Below are 22,081 nucleotides of genomic sequence, written 5' to 3' on the forward strand. Positions count from 1 at the left end.
CTTTATTAGTCCATATCCCTAATATCGGTTTACTAAAAGTTATTCATTGATTGCGCCACAGCTTGGGCAAGGTCCCTTTTCTTTTAATTTCTGTCCGCAGCGCCCGCAGCGATAGCGATAAATGACAAGCGTAGCACACATTCGCTTTAGGAAAAGCCCAAAGAAAGAAACAAGAAAAATATAGCCAATATAAATCTGTGTAGTCAGTATAAAGAAGAAGTAGCAGAAGATGCAGCAAGATGCCAACCCCAACAAATAGAATACGGCAGCAGCAGGAGTCAACTGGCGGAACAAATCATCGAGTACTGCCAATAGTACAATAATAAACAACCAGATACTCAGCAAAAAGACCGAAAGGATAAACGGAACTTTAAAAGGTGAAAGTGTAGGATTAAAATAGAAATGCTCCCATGTTTCGGGCACAAAGACTTGCATCGTCTCATATACCGTAGCACTGAATGCCATCAACAGGCAGAGCAACAAGGGATATACACTATCAATATCATTAAAATAAACAATCTTCAACTGTTTACGGCGGAACAGGCGGAAAACCCAGGCACCAACAAACAAGGCGAAAATAATTACGAAATAAGAAGCATGAGTATCACTGAACAGATAGATAAATTGTGAAATACTATCCGTAGGAACAAAAGCTTGCATCATCTCCTGCTCCCCTATCCAACCTTGTATCTCCTGGGAATGAGCCAATTTGACCCAGATACTATCCACACTATCCGTAGAGTGAACGGCAAATTCTGCTACTACCACACGGTCCCCTTTATAAAGGGTATTGTAACAATCCTTCACCGGTAGACAGGCAAGTACCACAGAGTCTTGCACCACTTCCAGATTCGTATTCAGCGTATAATGCCGTTCATAGAGATACGTTAGAGAATCGCGGGTTTTATCACCGATTCCCTCATCGTCCAGATCGGGACGGGAGTAACGACAGGAAAGAAAACTGAAACATAAAAACAAAGAAATACAGATCAGTGCAGATGTACGCAAAGAGATAAAGTTATATCTTCTACTTTGCTCTGAACCAATCCGTGTTTCCAAATCATATTTCACTCTCTTATTCCGCATATACTTTCATCTGACAATTCTTACAATCAAACTCCAGACGGAAGCGCTTACCATCAGTTCCTTGCAAATAATAAGGCTCCCGATAAGGTGAACGCCCCTTCTGATAAGTAGGACACCAACCCATACTATAACGCAAACAATGCTTGCAGAACATTAAAACAGCACCCGGTACAGACTGTCTCTCATAAGCCGGAGCTACGGAAGCAATGCCGTGATCGGTATAGAAAGAGGCGGCACGGGTATTCATTACATTACCGAGGTACGTTAATGAAGTAGCGGAAGCTGTTGCCTTAGAAGAAGTTACCGGCAAAGGGAAAGCATGAGTTGTAGGTTTCCAGACTGCCAATTCTTGCCTATAATTAATACGGCGAACGGTAATCAGCTTGTCTACGGCTTGACGGCGCCAATCGGCTACTACGGAAGCGGGAAGAAACCAATTATCTGAAAAACGGATTTCTATGGCGGAATTTATTTCGGACGAACGATTATCCGCTAATATTCCAGCTTCAAAAGGAGCATTTCCCAATTTACTGAGTTGGGTACGCAGGTTATCTGCCTGCGGAGTACGGGCAAGTTCTTTCTGGTAAGGGAAAGAAAGTGTAACGCTATTATCATCCTCATCCGTGATAGTCAGAGCAAAGCCGAAGGCGGTATCTGCCAAAAGCAAGGATACGGAAATTTTTCGTTCGGAAGACTTACGTGCCAGCAACTTCTCAAATTCCTGATCGTAGTTACGGTAAAGCACAGTACGCGGACGAATACGGGGCATCTCACCTGCCGGATAGAGTTTATTTCCATCTACACGGTTGATACGGAAGCCCTGCAGGCGTCCTTGCTCATCGATATAACAAACACCGTCACCGTTATTGAATGATTTCAATCCGGCTACTGTGAGGTAGTTTCCGCGTTGTTCCTTCATGGTGCCCATCTCTTCACCGAGGGATTTCGGAGTATCGAAAGAGAAGATTCCTTCACTGCGTCCGTGCAGGAAGTAATGCGTAAACCCTCGACTAAAACTTTTATCTAACTGGGGACGGAATATATAATTACAAGTACCGGAAGAAGCCCGGACGTACTCTTTACGGCGTGTAAAGATAGCATCCAGCTTTTGGCGGTAAGCAGCCGTAACATTCTTTACGTAAGAGACATCTTTCAGACGGCCTTCTATCTTGAGCGAAGTAGCACCTGCATCAAGCAACTCTTCCAGGATATCACTCTGATTCAAATCTTTGAGAGATAGCAAATGCTTATCACGTACAATTACTTTTCCGTCGGCATCCATCAGACTGAAAGGCAAACGACAGAATTGCGCACATTCTCCCCGGTTGGCACTACGTCCGAAACAAGCCTGGCTGACATAACATTGCCCGCTATAACTAACGCAAAGTGCCCCATGTACAAATACTTCCAACGGCACTTCCGGACAAGCTTTATGAATATGGCTGATTTCCTGAAGGGAAAGCTCACGCGCCAAGACTACTTGCCGGAAACCGGCTTCTGCTAGGAAACGTACTTTCTCCGGTGTACGGTTATCCATTTGGGTACTGGCGTGCAAGGGAATAGGCGGCAGGTTTAAGCGAGTGATTCCCATGTCTTGCACAATGAGGGCATCTACTCCCGCACGATACAAATCCCAAATCATTTTCTCCGTCTCCGCCAGTTCTTCTTCCTTCAAGATGGTATTGACAGTCACATAAATCCGGGCATTATATAAATGGGCATGAGCCACCAAAGCAGCTATATCTTCCAACGAATTGCCGGCTGCCGCACGTGCGCCAAACTTAGGCGCACCAATGTACACTGCATCCGCACCGTGGTTAATAGCTTCAATGCCACATTCCATGTTCTTGGCAGGGGCCAGTAGCTCTATCTTCCGTTGCTTTATCATATCGTTTTAGTTACAAGTTACAGGCTACAAGCTACGAGTGCTACGCTATAGACCGCAAGGTCTTGTCACTCATAGCTCGTAGCTTGTAGCTACTTTATATCGTTAATATTGTACGGAGTTTCCTGATAAACGAAATAGTTCAACCAATTAGAGAACAGCAGATTGGCATGGGCACGCCAACGTACCATCACACCTTTGTCCGGATCATTATCCACATAATAATTACGAGGTATTTCAATGGGCAGACCTTTATCCACATCCCTGCGATATTCCGTATCCAGCGTCAGTGGAGAGTATTCCGAATGTCCGGTAACAAAGAACTCACGTCCACCACGTGCTACCACCAAGTGTACGCCTGCATCTTCCGACTCCGAAAGCAAAGTAAGTTCCGGCACTTTCAGAATGTCTTCTTTCCGTACTTCGGTGTGACGGCTATGGGGTACGTAGAACATATCATCAAAACCACGGAAAATAGCATGCAACGGATCTAAAGGACGATGCTCGAATATGCCGAACATTTTCTTATCCAACGCATACTTGGGTACTCCATAATGATGATAAAGTCCGGCCTGTGCAGCCCAGCATATATAAAGGGTGGATGTGACATGCGTACGCGCCCAATCGAATATTTCCATTATTTCATCCCAGTAAGTCACCTCTTCAAAATCCAGTTGTTCTACAGGAGCACCGGTGATAATCATACCGTCGTACTTCTCACCACGCATCTTTTCAAAGTCAGTATAGAACGTCTGCATGTGTTCTACAGGCGTATTCTTTGATGTATGACTCTTGATTTTCATAAACGAGATTTCCACCTGAAGCGGTGTGTTGGAGAGCAGACGCACAAGATCAGTTTCCGTGGTAATCTTCAAAGGCATCAAGTTCAGGATAACGATGCGCAACGGACGGATGTCCTGTTGCGTGGCGCGGGAGTTGTCAATAACAAATATGTTCTCTTCTTTCAGCAACTCTATCGCCGGCAGCTTATCAGGTAAATTTAATGGCATAAGTTATCAGATTATCTTTAATTTAGAGTACAAAGGTACGTGATAATTTTGAAATCTCCCGCGAAAGAATGAAAATGTAGAGCTATTTCAAGTTATTTATCTTCTTCATACAAAGCATTATAGATAAAATTATCAACAAAAAGGCATCTTTCCTTTCATGTATTTAAAATATTATCCTACCTTTGCCGCCCGTAAAGTTAATGAACATTGAAAAACATTAAGATGGAACAGAGCCGGAGTTCAAGCGTGAATTCACTTAATTAGCATCCCAAAGCCACTGACTTTCCTATACCAATTATGGTCCTTATCCACCCCAGATATTCCGATGCTTTAATTAACACATTAATTTGAAATGCGACAGTCGTGTTTCACAAAAAATCATACTATTATGAACAAAACAACTATCAAAAACAACAGACTGACCTTACTCTCATTCTGTATCATTTTCTTATTTAGTTCTTGTGTCAATGAATTAGACCCAGAAACTTCTCCCGATCCTGTTCCCGGCACTATTCCCATCAATTTCACCACAAAAGTCAGTAAGGCCGATACACGTGTGACTAATACTGCCTTTGAAAAAGGAGATAAAGTAGGTTTATATGCAATGCTTCCATCTACTCCAATTACAGAAAAGCGTTACATTGACAATTTACAACTGGAATGTGGGGAAAAGAATGCATTCATCCCTGAAAAGACCGTTTTCTATCCGGCAGGAGATGCAACACTCAATTTTATCAGTTATTACCCCTATCAGTCAACCGGAATAAAAACAGGCCAATCTACCATTCCTGTATCTGTACAAACCGACCAAAGCAGCACAAAAGCTCTCTCCATATCCGATTTCATGATAGCCTCCGCGAAAAATGTAGAAAGCAGCGAAGATGCAGTCGTACTCCATTACAAGCATAAGTTGACCAAGATAAAAATCACAATCACAGCCGGCACTGGAGAAGATATAACAAAGATATATAAAGCGAATCCTCAGATTATTGCAGTAGGCTTCAAAACTAAAGCAGAATATAATACTGATACAGACAAGTTTATAAACTTAACAGAGGAAGCAGACATCATCCCATATGGTGAATGGAACATAGTAAAAGGGACTTTAACAGGAAAAGAATTCATCATCATACCACAAGACGCTGATGCTAACGCTCAATCTTTCATAATGGAATGGAACGGGAAAATATATACCTGCCCAATGCCAAAACTGAATATGACAGGAAGCACACAATGTCAAATCGACATCGAAGCTATGCAGACAACCAGCCATTCTCTTACCGGAATAACCAGTACAGTTGAAGACTGGCTGCCCGGAGATAGCAAAGATACTAATAACAGCGGCGGCATCACAGCTATTCATTTGGCGGCACTCACTTTCTCTCAATCGAACATATACAGAATCTATCATGACGGTAAGCCGATGGCAGAAGTTTGTAAAGAGTATCTAAAATCTGATCAAATAATTTCGAGAGCAATTGTTGCATACCCGGTGAAAGAAGATGAAACGAGCAATCTGAGTAAAGGTGTTGTTCTGAAACTACTGGATGATGAAAGAGCGATAAGTGGAGGAAGCATAAACTGGAATACAGACGATAGTCCCTTTGCTTATACAGAAGGGAATCTCCAGTCTGTTGACAAATTCTATCTTAATGAAAAGGGTGAAATCTTACTGGAAGAAACAGAGGATCCAATCAGCATAGATATTGCCAGCTATACCATCAGGGATATACGAAAGGGAAACACTTATGAGTATCCAATCGTAAAAATAGGCACTCAATATTGGATGAGAGAAGATTTATGTGCAACGGCGTACAGGAATGGAACTACATTGAATAAAAAAGCTCAGTTGGGAGAAGGCCCTGGCTATTTCAGACCCCAGAGTACAGAAACATATTTTTATAATGGAGAAGCTGTACTTGAGGGAGAGTTGGCACCTGCAGGATGGAAAATCCCAGATAGTGATGATTGGCAAGCCTTAAAAGAATATACCAAAGACGGCGCTTCGATATTAAAAACCGGAGAATGGGAAGTATTAAAAGAGGGTGACACAATTGACTCAGGTTCTAATCTAACTGGTTTTTCAGCATATCCCGTAGGTATTTGGGGAGCAGGAAAAAATATATCCCAAAAACAATTAGTATGCTACTGGACACTAAATGAGACAGAAAATAGCATACCAGAACAATCTATAAGTTTCACCGGAAGCAGCACCAAGTTTTCTGTTGCTGCAACCCATGTTAAAAATGAAACTTACTATAAGGCCTTTTCCATACGCTGTCTAAAAGAATAGCCCAACAAAAAAAAGCATATCTCATTTCTTTTTCGTATTTTTGTTCCCAATGTACAAATTAGTTTTGTTCACCGAACAAAGACAACGAAAAAGAAATGAGAATTATCGACCTGATACACAGCAACGAGAAGACAGCTTTCTCTTTTGAAATACTGCCACCGCTGAAAGGCACAGGCATCGAAAAGCTGTACGACACCATAGATACTTTACGGGAATTTGACCCGAAATACATCAATATCACCACACATCGCAGCGAATATGTGTACAAAGATCTGGGAAACGGTTTGTTTCAGCGCAATCGCTTGCGCCGCCGTCCTGGAACTGTTGCCGTAGCTGCCGCTATCCAAAACAGATATAATATTACTGTAGTTCCGCATCTTCTTTGCAGTGGTTTCACCCGCGAAGAGACGGAATATGTACTGCTCGATCTGCAATTCCTGGGTATTACCGACTTGCTGGTGTTACGTGGGGATAAAGCAAAACATGAGTCTGCCTTCACTCCCGAAGGCGATGGCTACCATCATGCCACTGAATTGCAGGAACAAATTAACAACTTCAATAAAGGCATCTTCGTAGATGGTTCGGAAATGAAAGTGACCAATACACCATTTTCCTATGGTGTAGCATGTTATCCCGAAAAACACGAAGAAGCTCCCAATATTGACACTGATATCTACTGGCTGAAAAAGAAAATGGAAGCCGGTGCAGAATATGCCGTCACACAGCTTTTTTATGATAACCGGAAATACTTCGACTTCGTAGAACGTGCCCGGAAAGCCGGAGTTACCATTCCCATCATTCCAGGTATCAAACCGTTCAAGAAGATATCTCAAATCAGCATGATACCCAAGACTTTCAAAGTGGACTTGCCCGAAGAACTGGCATGCGAAGCGATGAAATGCAAAACGGATGAAGAAGCCAAACAAGTAGGCATCGAATGGTGTGTTAAGCAATGTAAGGAATTAGTGGAACATGGAGTACCCAGTATTCACTTCTACTCCATCGGTGCAGTGGACAGTATAAAAGAAGTTGCAAAACTGGTATACTAAGGCCGAAATCAAGTAACATTAGTTGTAAATTATAAAACCATATATAATATTGTGTTTTTCAAAGAGGTAATAGGACAAGAAGCAGCCAAACAACGACTCAGACAGGAAGTGCAAGAGGGACGTATTCCTCATGCTCAGCTCTTCTGTGGCCCATCGGGAGTGGGAAAACTTCCGTTGGCAATGGCTTATGCCCGTTACATCTGTTGCCCGAACCGTACAGATACAGATGCCTGTGGTACTTGTCCCTCCTGCATAAAGTGGAATAAGCTGGTACATCCGGATGTGCATTTCGTCTTTCCCATCGTAAAAAAAGGGAAGAAAGAAGTGTGCGACGATTACATAGCTGACTGGCGCCATCTGGTGCTGAACAGCCCTTATTTCAGTCTCAACCACTGGCTAAACGAGATGGATGCTGAAAACGGACAAGCCATTATCTATGCAAAGGAGAGTGACGAGATAGTGCGCAAGCTCAGTCTGAAATCGAGCGAAGGCGGCTACAAGGTTACTATCGTCTGGCTACCGGAGAAAATGCACGTAGTTTGTGCCAATAAGCTATTGAAGCTTCTGGAAGAACCTCCCGAAAAGACAGTATTCTTATTGATATCCGAAGCTCCGGACATGATACTGCCGACAATCTTGAGCCGTACGCAACGTTTCAACATCCGTAAAATAGAAGAAACGGATATTGCCAACGCCTTGCAACAGAAGTACGGTGTACGTCCTAATGATAGCTTCACCTTGGCGCATCTTGCAAACGGTGACTTTATCAAAGCATTGGAAACCATCCACCTGAACGAAGAAAACGAACTGTTCTTTGAACTCTTTGTCAGCCTCATGCGTCTTTCCTATCAACGGAAGATACGTGAAATGAAGCAATGGAGTGAGCAACTGGCAGGCATGGGACGCGAACGGCAGAAGAACTTCCTGACATACGCCCAGCGTATGATACGCGAGAATTTCATCTATAACCTGCATTGCAAAGAGATGAGTTACATGACTTTGCCCGAACAAAACTTCGCTACCCGTTTCGCCCCTTTTATCAACGAACGGAATGTAATGGGAATGATGGATGAATTGAGTGAAGCGCAGATACATATCGAGCAAAATGTAAATGCAAGGATGGTCTTCTTTGATTTTTCATTGAAAATGATAGTTCTACTGAAACAGTAGAAATCAGATATATAGTAGTAATCTCAATCATAAATAAAAAAATGGATTTTAAACTACATAACGGAAGCGGAGGTCTCTGCTGCAAAAGTTGCGGCAGGCAAGACAAGCAACTGAACACCTACGACTGGCTGGCCGACATTCCCGGAAACGGAGAAGAAAGCGACCTGGTAGAAGTTCAGTTCAAGAATACCCGCAAAGGGTATTTCCGCAATAGCAACCATATACCTCTTGAAAAGGGTGACATCGTGGCCGTAGAAGCAACGCCGGGACATGACATCGGTGTAGTGACCCTAACCGGACGTCTTGTTCCGCTGCAAATGCGAAAAGCCAACATCAAGTCTGAGGCTGATATCAAGCGCATCTACCGTAAAGCCAAACAGGTAGATATGGACAAATATAATGAGGCCAAAGGACGCGAACACGACACCATGATACGCGCCCGGCAGATTGCCCTCAACTTGAATCTCAACATGAAAATCGGGGATGTGGAATATCAGGGAGACGGTAACAAAGCTATCTTCTATTATATTGCCGACGAGCGTGTAGACTTCCGCCAGCTGATCAAGGTATTGGCAGATGCTTTTCATGTCCGCATTGAAATGAAGCAGATTGGTGCACGCCAAGAGGCCGGACGAATCGGTGGCATCGGTCCTTGTGGACGCGAGCTCTGCTGTGCCACCTGGATGACCTCTTTCGTGTCAGTATCAACAAGCGCCGCCCGTTATCAGGACATTTCTCTCAATCCGCAAAAACTGGCAGGACAATGTGCCAAACTGAAATGCTGTCTCAACTATGAAGTGGACTGCTATGTGGAAGCCCAAAAACGTCTTCCTTCCAGAGAGATCGAACTGGAAACCAAAGACGGTACTTTCTATTTCTTTAAAGCAGATATTCTGAGCAATCAGATTACCTACTCTACCGATAAGAACATTCCTGCCAATCTGGTAACAATCAGTGGTAAGCGTGCATTTGAGATTATCGGTATGAACAAACGGGGCACTAAGCCCGAAAGTCTTGTAGAAGAAGCACGTCAGGTGGAACCCAAGAAGCCGATAGATTTGTTGGAACAGGAAAGCTTAACACGCTTCGACCGTAGCCGTAAAGGTAAAAACGGCGGAGAAAATAACGGTAGTGGAAACGGAAACGGCGGTAATAACAACCGCAAGAAAAAGAAAAAAGGAAATCCGAATCAACCCGGAGATCAACAATCCAGACCACGCCCACAAGGTGAACCCAGGCCACAAACTGACAAGCCCAGACCACAACAAGGTGATCAGAGACGGGGAGAACAGCCCAGGCGCAACAGACCCAAGAATCGCCCCAACAATCCCCCCAGACCACAAGGAGAGAAACCAGCCGGAAATGAAAAACCTGCTCAAGAATAAAACATCTCTCCTGCAGAGTTTGATACTGCTGTTCATCGCAAGCTTCTACACAGCCTGCGATGAGCAGACTGTATATCATTCTTTTCAATCCCTGCCAACGGAAGGTTGGCAGCGGAATGACACGCTATTCTTCAATGTTTCAGTTGCGGACTCCGCTACACTCTACAATGTATCCGTAGAAGTAAGAAACCGGAATAATTATCCGTATCAGAATCTGCCCCTACTTATCTACTACGACAGCCCGGAAACCCAAAACATCAAGCGGGATACATTGGAACTGCGACTTGCTGACAATGCAGGTATCTGGTTAGGAGATGGCTGGGGTGGGCTATATCAATCAACACTCCCAGCAGGATTCATCCGTATTGGAAAAGCCGGAGACTACCGCTTCAAGATTATACACCTTCTACCGGACGAAGTCCTTCCCGGAATCAACGATGTAGGAATCAAACTAAAACGCTGACAGTCTCTTTTTGCGTCCTGCATCAATCCGCAGGAAGATGAACAGCAGGATGGTGAATCCCCAAAGCGAAGAACCGCCATAACTAAAGAATGGCAGCGGAATACCTATCACAGGCGTCAATCCCAGCACCATACCTACATTAATAAATAGGTGAAACAGGAATATACTAACGACCGAGTAACCATAGACCCGACCAAACGTAGACGGTTGCCGCTCCGCCACAGCAATCAGGCGGAGTATTAATATAAGGAATAAGAGCAGCACGGCAGTAGAACCTATAAATCCTTCTTCTTCACCTACTGTGCAGAAAATAAAGTCCGTATCTTGTTCGGGTACATATTTCAGCTTAGTCTGAGTACCATTCAGGAATCCCTTTCCTGTCAGACCACCGGAACCGATAGCTATCTTCGATTGGTTGACATTGTACCCGGCACCAGCCAAGTCTTCTTCCATGCCCAATACCACCTTGATACGTATCTGCTGGTGAGGCTCCAATACTTTATTAAAGAAGTAATCACTGGAATATAAGAAACCGATAGAACCGATAGCAAACATACCTATCAGGAAATAACTAAGATGACGTTCACTTAACGAAAGGAAAATAAGATACCCAACCACCAGCACACACAGTCCCCATTGCACCCAAACCAAATTAAACGGAGTCACATATTCCGATATAAAATAAGCGATCAGTAACACTCCAATGGTAACTAACAATATATTGCGTACCGGTTCCCATTTCTTCTTATAAACCCACACCATTCCTGCCGCAGACAGCAAGACCATCGAGAGCACAGTAAACTCCCCTATCGGTGTCGGCGTATCGGCAATAAACACCTGATCAAAACGAATGCCTACCACAAAGTAAACTACCGCGCACAATCCGGAAAACAGAACCACACCCGGCATCCCCTCCCGATACAGAACCAAGAAGAAAGCAGTATATACCAATGCTGAGCCAGTCTCACGCTGTAAGATAATAAGTATCATCGGGAACAAAATAAGGAAAACCATCATCAGGATATTCTTCCAGTTCTTCATGGTGAACGAATAGGAATTCATATACTTGGCAAGCGCCAGTGCCGTAGCAAACTTGGCAAATTCCGCCGGCTGCAAACTTACCGGCCCCATGACCAGCCACGACCTCGATCCCTTCGTATCAGGGGCTATAAAGATAGTGACTACAAGTAATATGGCAAGCGCTATATAAATCAGATAGGCAAACATATCATAAATGTCATCTTCAAGCATCAATAATACAAAGCCTAATCCGAAAGAGCAAATGATCCAAACCAATTGCTTACCTGCACGAGTGGAGAAATCCCAGAAGTCACGGTCGCCATAATCATAGCTTGCCCCGCAAACGCTGAACCAACCGAATGCAATCAGAATCAAGTAAACACAGATCGTTACCCAATCCAGTGATTTCCATATACTATCTCTCCTCGTCACCATACATTATCACACGATTACTCATTTCTTCCGCTCTTTCTTCGCTGGCAGGCGAAAGTTTTCCATTCAAATACTGCTCCATCATTAAAGCACCATAAGGTACTCCATAAGTTGCACCCCAACCACCATTCTCTACATAAACAGCAATAGCGATCTTCGGCTTGTCCATCGGGGCAAAACCTATAAATGCAGAGTGGTCATGTCCGCGGTTCTGTGCCGTACCCGTCTTTCCACAGACTTCTACACCCGGCAGGATAGTTCCGGCTATACGGCAAGTAGCACTTCCGGTAACTCCCGTAACGGCAGCCCGCATACCTTCTACAATTTCTTCATAATAAGAGCGGTCGATAGAAGTGTAACGACGTTCCCGGTAGGTACTATCCAATTCTGCATCCTGAATATCCTTCACAATATGCGGAGTCACAAAATAACCACGATTGGCAATGGTAGCCGCTAAGTTTGCCATTTGCAAAGGTGTACTTAAAACTTCACCCTGACCGATAGAAATACTGATTACCGTCAATCCATTCCATGATCCACGATAGGCCTTATCATAAACACCTGCATTGGGAATAAATCCGCGTTTCTCACCCGGCAAATCAGTTCCCAGCTTATAACCAAATCCTTGAGAAACCATGTGATCTTTCCATACAGTAAGTGCATTCTGCGGCGAACCGTATTTCTTATCACCAAACATGCGATAAAGCCCCCAACAGAAATAAGCATTACATGAAGTGGCAATAGCTGGTATCAACGGAAGTGGTGATCCGTGTCCGTGACATCCTACACGCAAACCTCCATAAATAAATCCATGAGAACAAGGAAACGATGTGGACGGCTGTATGATACCTTCTTGCAAGAATGTCAGCGCTTGGGCTGTTTTAAAAGTAGACCCCGGAGGATAAACACCCATAATCGCACGATTCAGCAACGGTTTCTGTTTATCTTTCTGCAACATATTATGGTTTTTCCCACGCTGACGTCCGATCATCAGATGCGGATCAAAATTAGGTGCAGATACCAGACATAGAATCTCTCCGGTTTCCGGCTCAATAGCCACAATTGCACCGATTTTATTCTTCATCAGACGCTCACCCAACATCTGCAAATCAATATCCAATCCTAATTTCAAGTTCTTGCCCGGTATCGATGGCCGGTCCAATTTGCCATCCATATAATGCCCCTGAATACGTCCATGCGCATCACGAAGCAAAACCTCTACTCCTTTTTCACCACGCAGGTATTTCTCGTATGACTTTTCTATACCTTGCTTACCTACATAGTCACCGCGAATGTAATAATCATCAGCCTCAATATCTCTCATTGAAACCTCACCGATATCTCCCAAAGCATGTCCGGCAGCATTGTAAGTATATTGCCGGATCGTACGCCTCTGAATATAAAAGCCCGGAAATTTGAAAAGCTTTTCCTGAAATACACCGCACTCTTCCGCTGAGAGCTGCGTCATAAACACCTGATGCGTATATCTGGAATAACCGGGGTTCATCCAGCGGTTTTTCACATCTTTCATTCGCTTCAGCAACTGTTCTTTCGTAATATTCAGTGTGCGGCAAAAATCGAGAGTATCCAGTTCCGTCACCTCTCGCGGCACGAATGTGATGTCATACGCAGGTTGGTTGAACACCAGCAACTTTCCATTGCGGTCATAAATCGCACCGCGCGAAGGATACTGGATTTTATTGAGGAAAGCATTGCTATCTGCGTTCTTCTTGTAAGTATCAGTCATGATTTGCAACACAAAAAGACGCATGATATAAATGATAACAATCACAATTGCTACCCCACCTATCACTAATTTCCGCTTTTCGAGTGTATAATCCTTTGCCATCTTACTTCTTCTTCACTCCTTCTATAGCCATGATACAGGTTACAGTCAGCAACGTACTTGCCACAATTCTCAGCAGCAATGTTCCGATATGGGCGAACGAAAAGAATTCTATGGTAAGTAATATTGCATGATGAATAAAAACGCTAACAATCAAATACTTCAGGAAAGGAACAATCCCCATCGATTTGATCGAAGGAACTATGTTTTCGAGCGTATCCCGCGGTACAAACAAACGCAGGAAAGTAGGGCGTAAAAAAGCCAGAGCCACCGTAGCCGCAGCATTCATCCCCGGTGTGTCCGAGAAGATATCCACCGTCAGTCCCAGAAAAAACGCCCACAGCATCAAAGCATTCCGCGGCGTTTCCGACTCGAATTTCAGTATGAGATAGATATATAGAAAAGGAGTGGCATATCCGGCAATATGCACATTATTCAGTATCAGCACCTGCAATAGTACCAAACCGATAAACCAACCTATTTTATGCAGATAATTGATGACCACCTCTTATTGAATTAACAATTGACAATTGACAATTAAGGTTACCCCACTAATTGCTTATCACTAATCACTCTAACACTTATCACTAATCAATCCCATCATTTCTCCCCTTCCTTCTCCAGCAGCTTCTGCTCCTCTTGTCCGGTACGGGCAATCACCCGCACATTGCCCACCTTCCCGAAGTCCGTAGCCAGTTTTATCTTCAACAGATAAGAGAGCCCGTCATGAGAATCGGACATATCATCCACCGTTCCCACCATAACTCCCGCGGGAAATACTGTGGAGTAACCGCTTGTCACCACCGTATCGCCCAAGTTAAACTCAGCATGACGGGGTAAATCCTTCAGATATGCAAAGCGAGAGTCTCCATATTCCCACTTCAAATAACCGAAATAGTCGCTGCCTACAATCTTGCAACTGATGCTCGATTTACTGTTCAGCAACGGAATAACGGTAGAGTAATGCAGAGAAGTTTTATAGACAATGCCCACTACTCCATTAGCATCTACCACACCCATTTCCGGACGGATTCCGGCAGCAGATCCTTCATCAAGAGTAATATAGTTATCCAACCGGTTCAGGCTATTCTTGATGACATTCGCTTTGAATATCTGGTATTCTTCCGGTTCAAGCCGTTCCAGGCTATAAAGCCGGACAGAGTCCATTCCTTTATTATTCAATGTTTTCTCCAGGAATGCCACTCGTTGCTCCAGCCACATATTACGGTCGAGCAAGTCCTCATTGACAGATTTCAGATGGAAATAAGAAGTTATAGTTCCCGAAACATCGTAAACTTTCCCCGCCACACTATTGGCCGATGTGAAAAACACACTCTGCTGATAGTAATTGAAGCGGAACAATAAAACAAAACTGGCTGCCTCTAACAGTAGAAAGAGGAACCAGTAGTTGTATTTAATAAGAAAGTTCAGTAAATTTCGCATATGCCTTTATTACCGCATCAGGAATGAGAAACGATCCACATTCTTCAGCGCCACACCCGTACCTTTGGCAACAGCATGCAGGGGATCTTCGGCAATGTGGAACGGAATGTTAATCTTATCAGTCAAACGCTTATCGAGTCCACGGAGCAATGCACCACCACCTGCCAGATAAATACCATTGTGCACAATATCGGCATACAATTCGGGAGGTGTATTTTCCAATGCGTTCAAGATAGCAGTTTCAATCTTCGAGATGGATTTCTCCAGACAGTGCGCTACTTCCTGATAACATACAGGTACTTCCATAGGCAGAGCCGTGATGCGGTTCGGACCATGAACGATATAATCTTCCGGAGCATCTTCACCCAGTTCAGTCAAGGCAGCACCTACATTGATTTTAATACGCTCGGCCATACGCTCGCTGACCTTCACATTGTGTTGGCGGCTCATATACTCCTGAATATCAGCAGTCAGGTCATCACCCGCAATGCGGATGGAGTTGTTGGCTACGATACCCCCCAAGGAGATAACGGCAATTTCCGTAGAACCACCACCTATATCTACAATCATGTTTCCTTCCGGCGCCTCCACATCGATACCGATACCGATAGCGGCAGCCATGGGTTCGAAAATCAGGTAGACGTCACGTCCGCCGGCATGTTCGGCAGAGTCGCGCACGGCACGCAGCTCCACTTCAGTACTACCTGAGGGGACACCGATAACCATACGGAGCGAAGGGGAAAACAGACGGTTGCGATTATTCACCATCTTTATCAAACCGCGTATCATCTGCTCGCAAGCATAGAAGTCGGCAATTACACCGTCGCGAAGCGGACGGATGGTACGTATGTTTTCGTGGGTCTTTTCGTGCATCATCTTTGCCTTATCACCCACGGCAATCATCTTATCGGTGCGACGGTCGAGAGCTACCACCGAAGGCTCATCCACCACAATCTTACCATTGGTTGTAATAATGGTATTGGCGGTACCAAGGTCCATCGCTATTTCTTGCGTAAAAGAGAATAATCCCATTGTACATTTATGATTTATGAATTATGATTTATAATTTATGGATGATTATGAGGGTGCTTGCAATTCTTGCTGTTCAGCGGTCATAACTCATAAATTATAAATCATAAATCTAATTAGTGTTTGAAATGACGAATTCCTGTAGTCACCATCGCGATGCCATGTTCGTTGCAATAGTCGAACGAAAGCTGATCCTTGATGGAACCACCCGGCTGAATAACTGCGGTTACACCTTCATTTCCGGCAATCTCCACACAGTCGGGGAAGGGGAAGAAAGCATCGGATGCCATCACGGCACCTTTCAGGTCGAAGCCGAAGTTCTTGGCTTTTTCGATGGCCTGCTTCAAAGCATCCACACGTGAAGTCTGTCCCACACCGCTTGCCAGCAATTGCTTGCCTTTAGCCAGTACGATAGCGTTGGACTTACTGTTCTTCACAATCTTGTTGGCAAAGAGCATGTCTTCTATTTCCTGTGCGGTAGGTGCTTTCGTGGTTGCAGTTTTCAAATCTTCAGGCTTCTCGATGTTCAGGTCGCGGTCCTGTACCAACACACCATTCAGGAGCGAACGGAACTGCTTTTTAGGCAGTGCGGCAGGCTTGCGAACCAGAATAATACGGTTTTTCTTCTGTCCCAGGATTTCCAATGCGTCTACATCGTAATCAGGGGCGATAATTACTTCGAAGAAGATTTTATTGATTTCCTCAGCAGCTTCCTTGTCTACCACCCCGTTCGTGATGAGCACACCACCGAAAGCGGAAACCGGGTCACCGGCCAATGCATCGTTCCATGCTTCGAGCACCGTGGGGCGTGAAGCCAGACCGCAAGCATTGTTATGCTTCAATACGGCAAACGTAGTCTCCTCAAATTCATCGATCAGGTCAACGGCTGCATTGATATCGAGCAGGTTGTTGTAAGAGATTTCCTTTCCGTGAATCTGGTCGAACATAGCTTCCAGATTTCCGTAGAAGTAACCCTTCTGGTGCGGGTTCTCGCCGTAGCGCAAAGTCTTCTGATTATTGGCAGAGCAACGGAATGCGGAACCTTCTTCACCATCGAAATAGTTGAAGATGGCTGAATCGTAATGAGAAGAAACAGAAAACGCCTCTTTGGCAAACCAACGGCGTTCTTCCAGCGAAGTGGTAGCACCATGTTCCATCAGCATATCGCGGAACGGCTGGTATTGTGCCTGGGAAGCGATGATAACCACATCATTGTAATTCTTGGCAGCAGCACGGATCAGTGAGATGCCGCCTATATCTATTTTCTCGATGATAGTCGGCTCGTCGGCACCGGAAGCTACGGTAGCCTCAAACGGATACAAATCGACGATAACGAGGTCTATTTCGGGAATTTCATATTTTTCTATCTGTTGCATATCCTGTTCCAATCCGCGACGGCAGAGAATACCACCGAACACTTTCGGATGCAGGGTCTTCACACGTCCACCCAGGATAGAGGGATACGTGGTCAAGTCTTCCACTGCTTTACAGGGATAACCCAGTGATTCTATAAACTGACGAGTTCCGCCTGTTGACAGAAACTCAACTCCTTCTTCATGCAGTTTGGTGATGATTTCGTCCAAACCTTCCTTATGATAAACCGATACTAAAGCGGTTTTAATTCTTTTTGTTTCAGACATGGAATTGCGTATATAAGTATTTGATGTGCAAAGGTACTAAAAATGTTTATTTGCACACATACTCAAACACAATAAATTAGGTATAATTAAAAAAGGCAGCAATCCTGTTTAGGATTTACTGCCTTAGTTCATAATCTTCCGCTCTGAGGAGCTTGTTAGTTTCAGGTAATGAAACAAGTTGTTTCCCCGCATGAAACGGTTTGTTTCAAGCAATGAAACTGTTTGTTTCTCGGCATGAAACAAGTTGTTTCAAGTAATGAAACAAACGGTTTCATCAGGTGAAACTATTACCAGATAGAGATGCGTTCTTCTACCGGTACATACATCGGATCTTTCTCCGTAATGCCGAATGCTTCATACCATGCAGCAATATGCGGCAAAGCAGCGTCTACACGCCATTTGCCCAAAGAGTGCACGTCGATCTTCGTCAATTGCAGGATGGCTTCGGGACGGGTATTGTTTGCCCAAACATTGGCATAAGCCAGGAAGAAGCGCTGTTCGGGAGTGAAACCGTCTTTCATTTCCAGCGGAGCGGCGGCAGTAGCCTTCTTGAATGCCTGGTAAGACACCTGCAAACCTCCGTGGTCGGCAATGTTCTCACCCAACGTCATACGACCGTTGGCATGTACCCCCGGTGCAACTTCGATGCTGTCAAAGAAAGCAACCATTACATCGGCACGTTTCTCGAAGTTCTTGGCATCTTCTTCCGTCCACCAGTCTTTCAGATTACCGTCTTTGTCGTACTGACGACCTTGGTCATCGAAGCCGTGTGTCATCTCATGACCGATTACAACGCCGATTGCGCCGTAATTAAAGGCATCGTCAGCATTCATATCGAAGAACGGATATTGCAGGATACCGGCAGGGAAACAGATTTCGTTCGTTGTAGGATTGTAATAAGCGTTTACGGTTTGCGGAGTCATCAGCCACTCGTCCTTGTCTACCGGTTTGCCGGCTTTGGCAACCATTTCGGCATATCCCCATAAGTTAGCACGCTTGATATTGTTCCAGTAAGAATCGTCTTTGATTTCCAACGTAGAGTAGTCTTTCCACTTATCAGGATAACCGATCTTCACGTGGAAAGTAGCCAGTTTCTCCTGTGCTTTCAGCTTGGTTTCATCGCTCATCCAGGCAAGGTTGTTGATACGTTCGCCCAGACTGGTCTGAAGGTTCTTCACCAAAGATACCATACGTTCCTTGGCAGCGGCAGGGAAGTATTTCTCTACATACATCTGTCCTACGGCTTCACCCAGTGCGGAGCTTACTACAGAAACGGCAGTCTTCCAGCGGGGTTGCATTTCCTGCGTTCCGGACATGGTGCGTTCGTAGAAGTCGAAGTTCTGTTGAGCCATCTCGTCATTCAGGAAGCTGGCAGCAGAATCAATCAGTTTCCATTGCAGGTAAAGGGCTTGTTGATCAACAGGTAAAGTGTTAAGGATGTTGGCAGCTTCAGCTACCGAAGCGGGCTGGCCGACAATGATTTCCTTCACATCCGTCAGGCCAAGACCTGAAAGGTAAGCGTCCCAGTTGAAAGTAGGATAATTCTTCTTCACCTCTTCCATGCTCATCTTATTGTAGTTGGCATGCGGGTCACGCAGTTCGGTACGAGAACGGAAAGCTTTGGCAAGACGGGTTTCCACGTCCATAACCACTTCCATACCTTTCTTGGCAGTAGCCTCATCGAAACCTGCCAACTGATACATTTTCTGTACATGAGTACGGAAGGCATCACGGATAGCGGTAGTAGAAGGATCAGTAGCCAGATAGTAATCGCGTTCGCCCATGCTCAAGCCGCTTTGATAAAGCTGCACGGCGTTCTCGTTACTGTTCATTTCGTCGGCAGCCACATAGAGGCCGAGGTAAGCACCGATGCCCTGTTTGCGCAGATCGGCGAGCAAAGCATAAACAGCTTCTTTATCTTTCAGGGAAGCAATCTGATCCAGGTCGGCTTTGATAGGAGCAACACCTTCCTTGTTCAGCTTCACGCTGTCCATAACAATCTTGTAGAGGTCACCTACCTTTTGCGCTACACTGCCTGCTTCGTGCTGAGTGGCAGCCAATTCTTCAATCAAACCTTGTATCTGCTTACGATTATTCTCGGCAAGTTCTGTAAAAGAACCGTACTGTGAATACTCAGGTGAAAGTGGATGGTTTTCAATCCAACCGCCACAGGCGTACTGATAGAAACTACTCCCCGGAAGGGCAGTTGTGTCAAGATTGGCAAGCTGAATACCGGCTGTCATTTCAGTCTGCTGCTTGCCCGCGCCACATCCTGCCATCATAAGGCAAGCTGCTGCTAAAGGTAAATAATGAGTTACTTTCATAAGATATAAAATAATGTTATAAGTTTTATTGTTCTTTCCGGACCGCTTCCAGTTCGGTAGAGGCGGCATCCCACTCTTCCATCACAGAGTCGAGTTGTTGCTTCAGTTTCTGATGCTGCTCGTAAAGGGCCATATCCGAAGCTCCCTCAGGAGTTGCCATCCGGGCTTCGAGGATGGCGATGGCGGACTCGGTCTGCTCTATCTCCGATTCACAGTCGGCAACGCGACGTTCCAGTTTTTTGAGCTTCTTGTTCAGTTCCTTCTGTTCTTCGTAGGAAAGCTTGGCACCGGAAGACTGAGTGGCGGTATCCGTATTCTCTTTTCCACCGGAGGGTGAGGTAGAAAGTGCGGGTGCTTTCTGCAATTCGTTCAGGCTTTCTATCTGCTTCTTTTGCAGAAAGTCGTAGATGCCACCGAGGTGTTCTTTCACTATTCCACCACCGAACTCATATACTTTAGTCGCAAGTCCGTCCAGGAAATCACGGTCGTGGCTTACTAAAATGACTGTACCGTCAAATTCGCGAATGGCATCTTTCAGTACATCCTTCGAACGCATATCGAGGTGGTTGGTCGGTTCGTCCAGTATCAGGAAGTTCACGGGTTCCAGCAGGAGTTTGATCATTGCGAGGCGGGTACGCTCTCCACCGGACAATACTTTCACCTTCTTATCGGAAGCTTCGCCACCGAACATGAAAGCACCAAGGATGTCACGTATCTTCAGGCGGATATCGCCTACGGCTACGCGGTCGATGGTATCAAATACTGTCAGACTTTCATCCAGGAGTTGTGCCTGGTTCTGGGCGAAATAGCCGATCTGTACATTATGACCGAGGGTGAGCTTACCGGTATAGTCGGTGATTTCTCCCATGATACACTTTACCAGAGTGGATTTACCTTCACCGTTCTTACCTACGAATGCCACTTTCTCGCCGCGGTTTATAGTCAGGTTGACATCGTGGAAGATGACATGGTCGCCATAGGCCTTCCGGACATCCTCACAGATGACAGGGTAGCTTCCACTACGGCTGCTGCAAGCAAACTTCAGGCGCAATGCAGAGTTATCTTCCTCGTCTACCTCGATGCGTTCTATCTTTTCCAGTTGTTTGATGCGGCTCTGCACCTGCACGGCTTTCGTGGCTTTATAGCGGAAGCGCTCGATAAAGGCTTCGGTATCTTCTATCTGCTTCTGCTGATTCTCGTAGGCACGGAGTTGTTGTTCGCGACGTTCCTTACGCAGTACGACGAATTCGTCATACTTCACTTTGTAGTCGTAAATCTGTCCGCAAGTGATTTCAATGGTGCGCGTGGTGACGTTATTGAGGAATGCACGGTCGTGGCTCACCAATACCACGGCATTGGCACGTGTGGAAAGGAAGTTTTCAAGCCATTGAATACTCTCAATATCCAGGTGGTTGGTAGGCTCGTCGAGCAACAGCACATCGGGCCGGCGAAGCAGAAGTTTGGCAAGCTCGATACGCATACGCCAACCACCGGAGAACTCACTGGTGGAGCGGTCGAAGTCTTCGCGGCTGAAACCTAAACCTTGCAGGGTCCGTTCTATTTCAGCACGGAAGTTGGTGCCGCCCATCATCAGAAAACGTTCGTTCTCGTGAGTGAAACGATCGATGAGTTTATGGTATTCTTCGCTGTCATAATCGGTGCGTTCGGCAAGTTGCTGGTTCATGCGTTCGATGTCTGCTTGCATTTCGAAGATGTGTTCGAAAGCCAGTTCCGCCTCTTGCATCACGGTACGCTTATCACTGAGAATCATCACCTGCGGCAGGTAACCGATAGTACATTCGCGGGGAATGGCAACGACGCCGGAAGTGGGCTGCTGTAGTCCGGCCAATATCTTGAGCATGGTGGATTTGCCCGCTCCATTCTTGCCCACCAGGGCGATGCGGTCTTTTTTGTTGATTACGTAAGAGACGTCTTCGAACAGAGGGGTTGCATTAAATTCTACCTTCAGTCCTTCTACTGATATCATAGTGTCAATGAATTTATCG

General features: G+C 45.2%; 16 protein-coding genes. 5 read left to right on the forward strand and 11 right to left on the reverse strand.

What is annotated here, in order from left to right; translation table 11 throughout:
* Positions 1 to 39: 39 nt before the first annotated feature.
* The 3 genes from DW036_RS17135 to metA all read right to left on the reverse strand — a co-directional run bounded on the left by DW036_RS17135 (position 40) and on the right by metA (position 3,981).
* On the reverse strand, positions 40 to 1,086 hold the full coding sequence (locus DW036_RS17135; protein WP_118465457.1) for a hypothetical protein: 1,047 nt from the start codon (positions 1,084 to 1,086) through the stop codon (positions 40 to 42).
* On the reverse strand, positions 1,076 to 2,974 hold the full coding sequence (locus DW036_RS17140; RefSeq protein WP_118465458.1) for a U32 family peptidase: 1,899 nt from the start codon (positions 2,972 to 2,974) through the stop codon (positions 1,076 to 1,078). The genes DW036_RS17135 and DW036_RS17140 overlap by 11 nt, the downstream gene beginning before the upstream one ends.
* Before the next feature lie 89 nt (positions 2,975 to 3,063).
* Positions 3,064 to 3,981: a homoserine O-succinyltransferase gene (gene metA / locus DW036_RS17145; protein ID WP_007209648.1), complete on the reverse strand. Its 918-nt coding sequence runs from the start codon at positions 3,979 to 3,981 to the stop codon at positions 3,064 to 3,066.
* 388 nt (positions 3,982 to 4,369) lie between these two features.
* On the opposite strand from metA, the gene DW036_RS17150 reads away from it, so the two are divergent.
* From DW036_RS17150 to DW036_RS17170, 5 genes are all read left to right on the forward strand, one after another.
* Positions 4,370 to 6,274, forward strand: a complete 1,905-nt coding sequence (locus DW036_RS17150; protein WP_118465459.1) for a fimbrillin family protein — start codon at positions 4,370 to 4,372, stop codon at positions 6,272 to 6,274.
* A 95-nt stretch (positions 6,275 to 6,369) separates the two neighbouring features.
* Positions 6,370 to 7,323 carry a methylenetetrahydrofolate reductase [NAD(P)H] gene (gene metF / locus DW036_RS17155; RefSeq protein WP_118465460.1) on the forward strand — a complete coding sequence of 318 codons (954 nt, stop codon included), beginning with the start codon at positions 6,370 to 6,372 and terminating at the stop codon, positions 7,321 to 7,323.
* A 51-nt stretch (positions 7,324 to 7,374) separates the two neighbouring features.
* Positions 7,375 to 8,493 carry a DNA polymerase III subunit delta' gene (locus tag DW036_RS17160; RefSeq protein WP_118465461.1) on the forward strand — a complete coding sequence of 373 codons (1,119 nt, stop codon included), beginning with the start codon at positions 7,375 to 7,377 and terminating at the stop codon, positions 8,491 to 8,493.
* Positions 8,494 to 8,534: 41 nt separating this feature from the next.
* A complete protein-coding gene (gene ricT / locus DW036_RS17165) occupies positions 8,535 to 9,878 on the forward strand; it encodes a regulatory iron-sulfur-containing complex subunit RicT (protein ID WP_118465462.1) in 1,344 nt (447 codons plus the stop codon).
* Complete coding sequence (locus tag DW036_RS17170; RefSeq protein ID WP_118465463.1) at positions 9,856 to 10,341, forward strand: gliding motility lipoprotein GldH; 486 nt, start codon at positions 9,856 to 9,858, stop codon at positions 10,339 to 10,341. The genes ricT and DW036_RS17170 overlap by 23 nt, the downstream gene beginning before the upstream one ends.
* Here DW036_RS17170 and rodA read toward each other — a convergent pair.
* From rodA to DW036_RS17210, 8 genes are all read right to left on the reverse strand, one after another.
* Positions 10,330 to 11,796 (reverse strand): rod shape-determining protein RodA, encoded by a 1,467-nt coding sequence (rodA, locus tag DW036_RS17175; RefSeq protein ID WP_118465464.1) that lies wholly within the window; start codon positions 11,794 to 11,796, stop codon positions 10,330 to 10,332. The two genes, DW036_RS17170 and rodA, sit on opposite strands and share 12 nt — an antisense overlap.
* Complete coding sequence (mrdA, locus tag DW036_RS17180; protein WP_118465465.1) at positions 11,777 to 13,642, reverse strand: penicillin-binding protein 2; 1,866 nt, start codon at positions 13,640 to 13,642, stop codon at positions 11,777 to 11,779. Before mrdA ends, rodA begins: the two co-directional genes overlap by 20 nt.
* 1 nt (position 13,643) lies before the next feature.
* Entirely contained in the window at positions 13,644 to 14,144 is a 501-nt protein-coding gene (gene mreD / locus DW036_RS17185; protein ID WP_118465466.1) for a rod shape-determining protein MreD, read from the reverse strand.
* A gap of 95 nt (positions 14,145 to 14,239) precedes the next feature.
* Positions 14,240 to 15,082 (reverse strand): rod shape-determining protein MreC, encoded by an 843-nt coding sequence (mreC, locus tag DW036_RS17190; protein WP_118465467.1) that lies wholly within the window; start codon positions 15,080 to 15,082, stop codon positions 14,240 to 14,242.
* A 9-nt stretch (positions 15,083 to 15,091) separates the two neighbouring features.
* The gene (locus DW036_RS17195) at positions 15,092 to 16,114 is read right to left on the reverse strand and encodes a rod shape-determining protein (protein WP_007667579.1); all 1,023 of its coding nucleotides are present in this window, start codon (positions 16,112 to 16,114) and stop codon (positions 15,092 to 15,094) included.
* 113 nt (positions 16,115 to 16,227) lie between these two features.
* Positions 16,228 to 17,751, reverse strand: coding sequence for a bifunctional phosphoribosylaminoimidazolecarboxamide formyltransferase/IMP cyclohydrolase (purH, locus tag DW036_RS17200; protein WP_118465468.1), 1,524 nt, complete (start codon positions 17,749 to 17,751; stop codon positions 16,228 to 16,230).
* A 287-nt stretch (positions 17,752 to 18,038) separates the two neighbouring features.
* A complete protein-coding gene (locus DW036_RS17205) occupies positions 18,039 to 20,075 on the reverse strand; it encodes a M13 family metallopeptidase (RefSeq protein ID WP_118465524.1) in 2,037 nt (678 codons plus the stop codon).
* 25 nt (positions 20,076 to 20,100) lie between these two features.
* A complete protein-coding gene (locus DW036_RS17210; RefSeq protein ID WP_118465469.1) occupies positions 20,101 to 22,062 on the reverse strand; it encodes an ABC-F family ATP-binding cassette domain-containing protein in 1,962 nt (653 codons plus the stop codon).
* Positions 22,063 to 22,081 lie beyond the last annotated feature (19 nt).

This window comes from Bacteroides sp. AF39-11AC, from assembly GCF_003474285.1.
Lineage (GTDB): Bacteria > Bacteroidota > Bacteroidia > Bacteroidales > Bacteroidaceae > Bacteroides.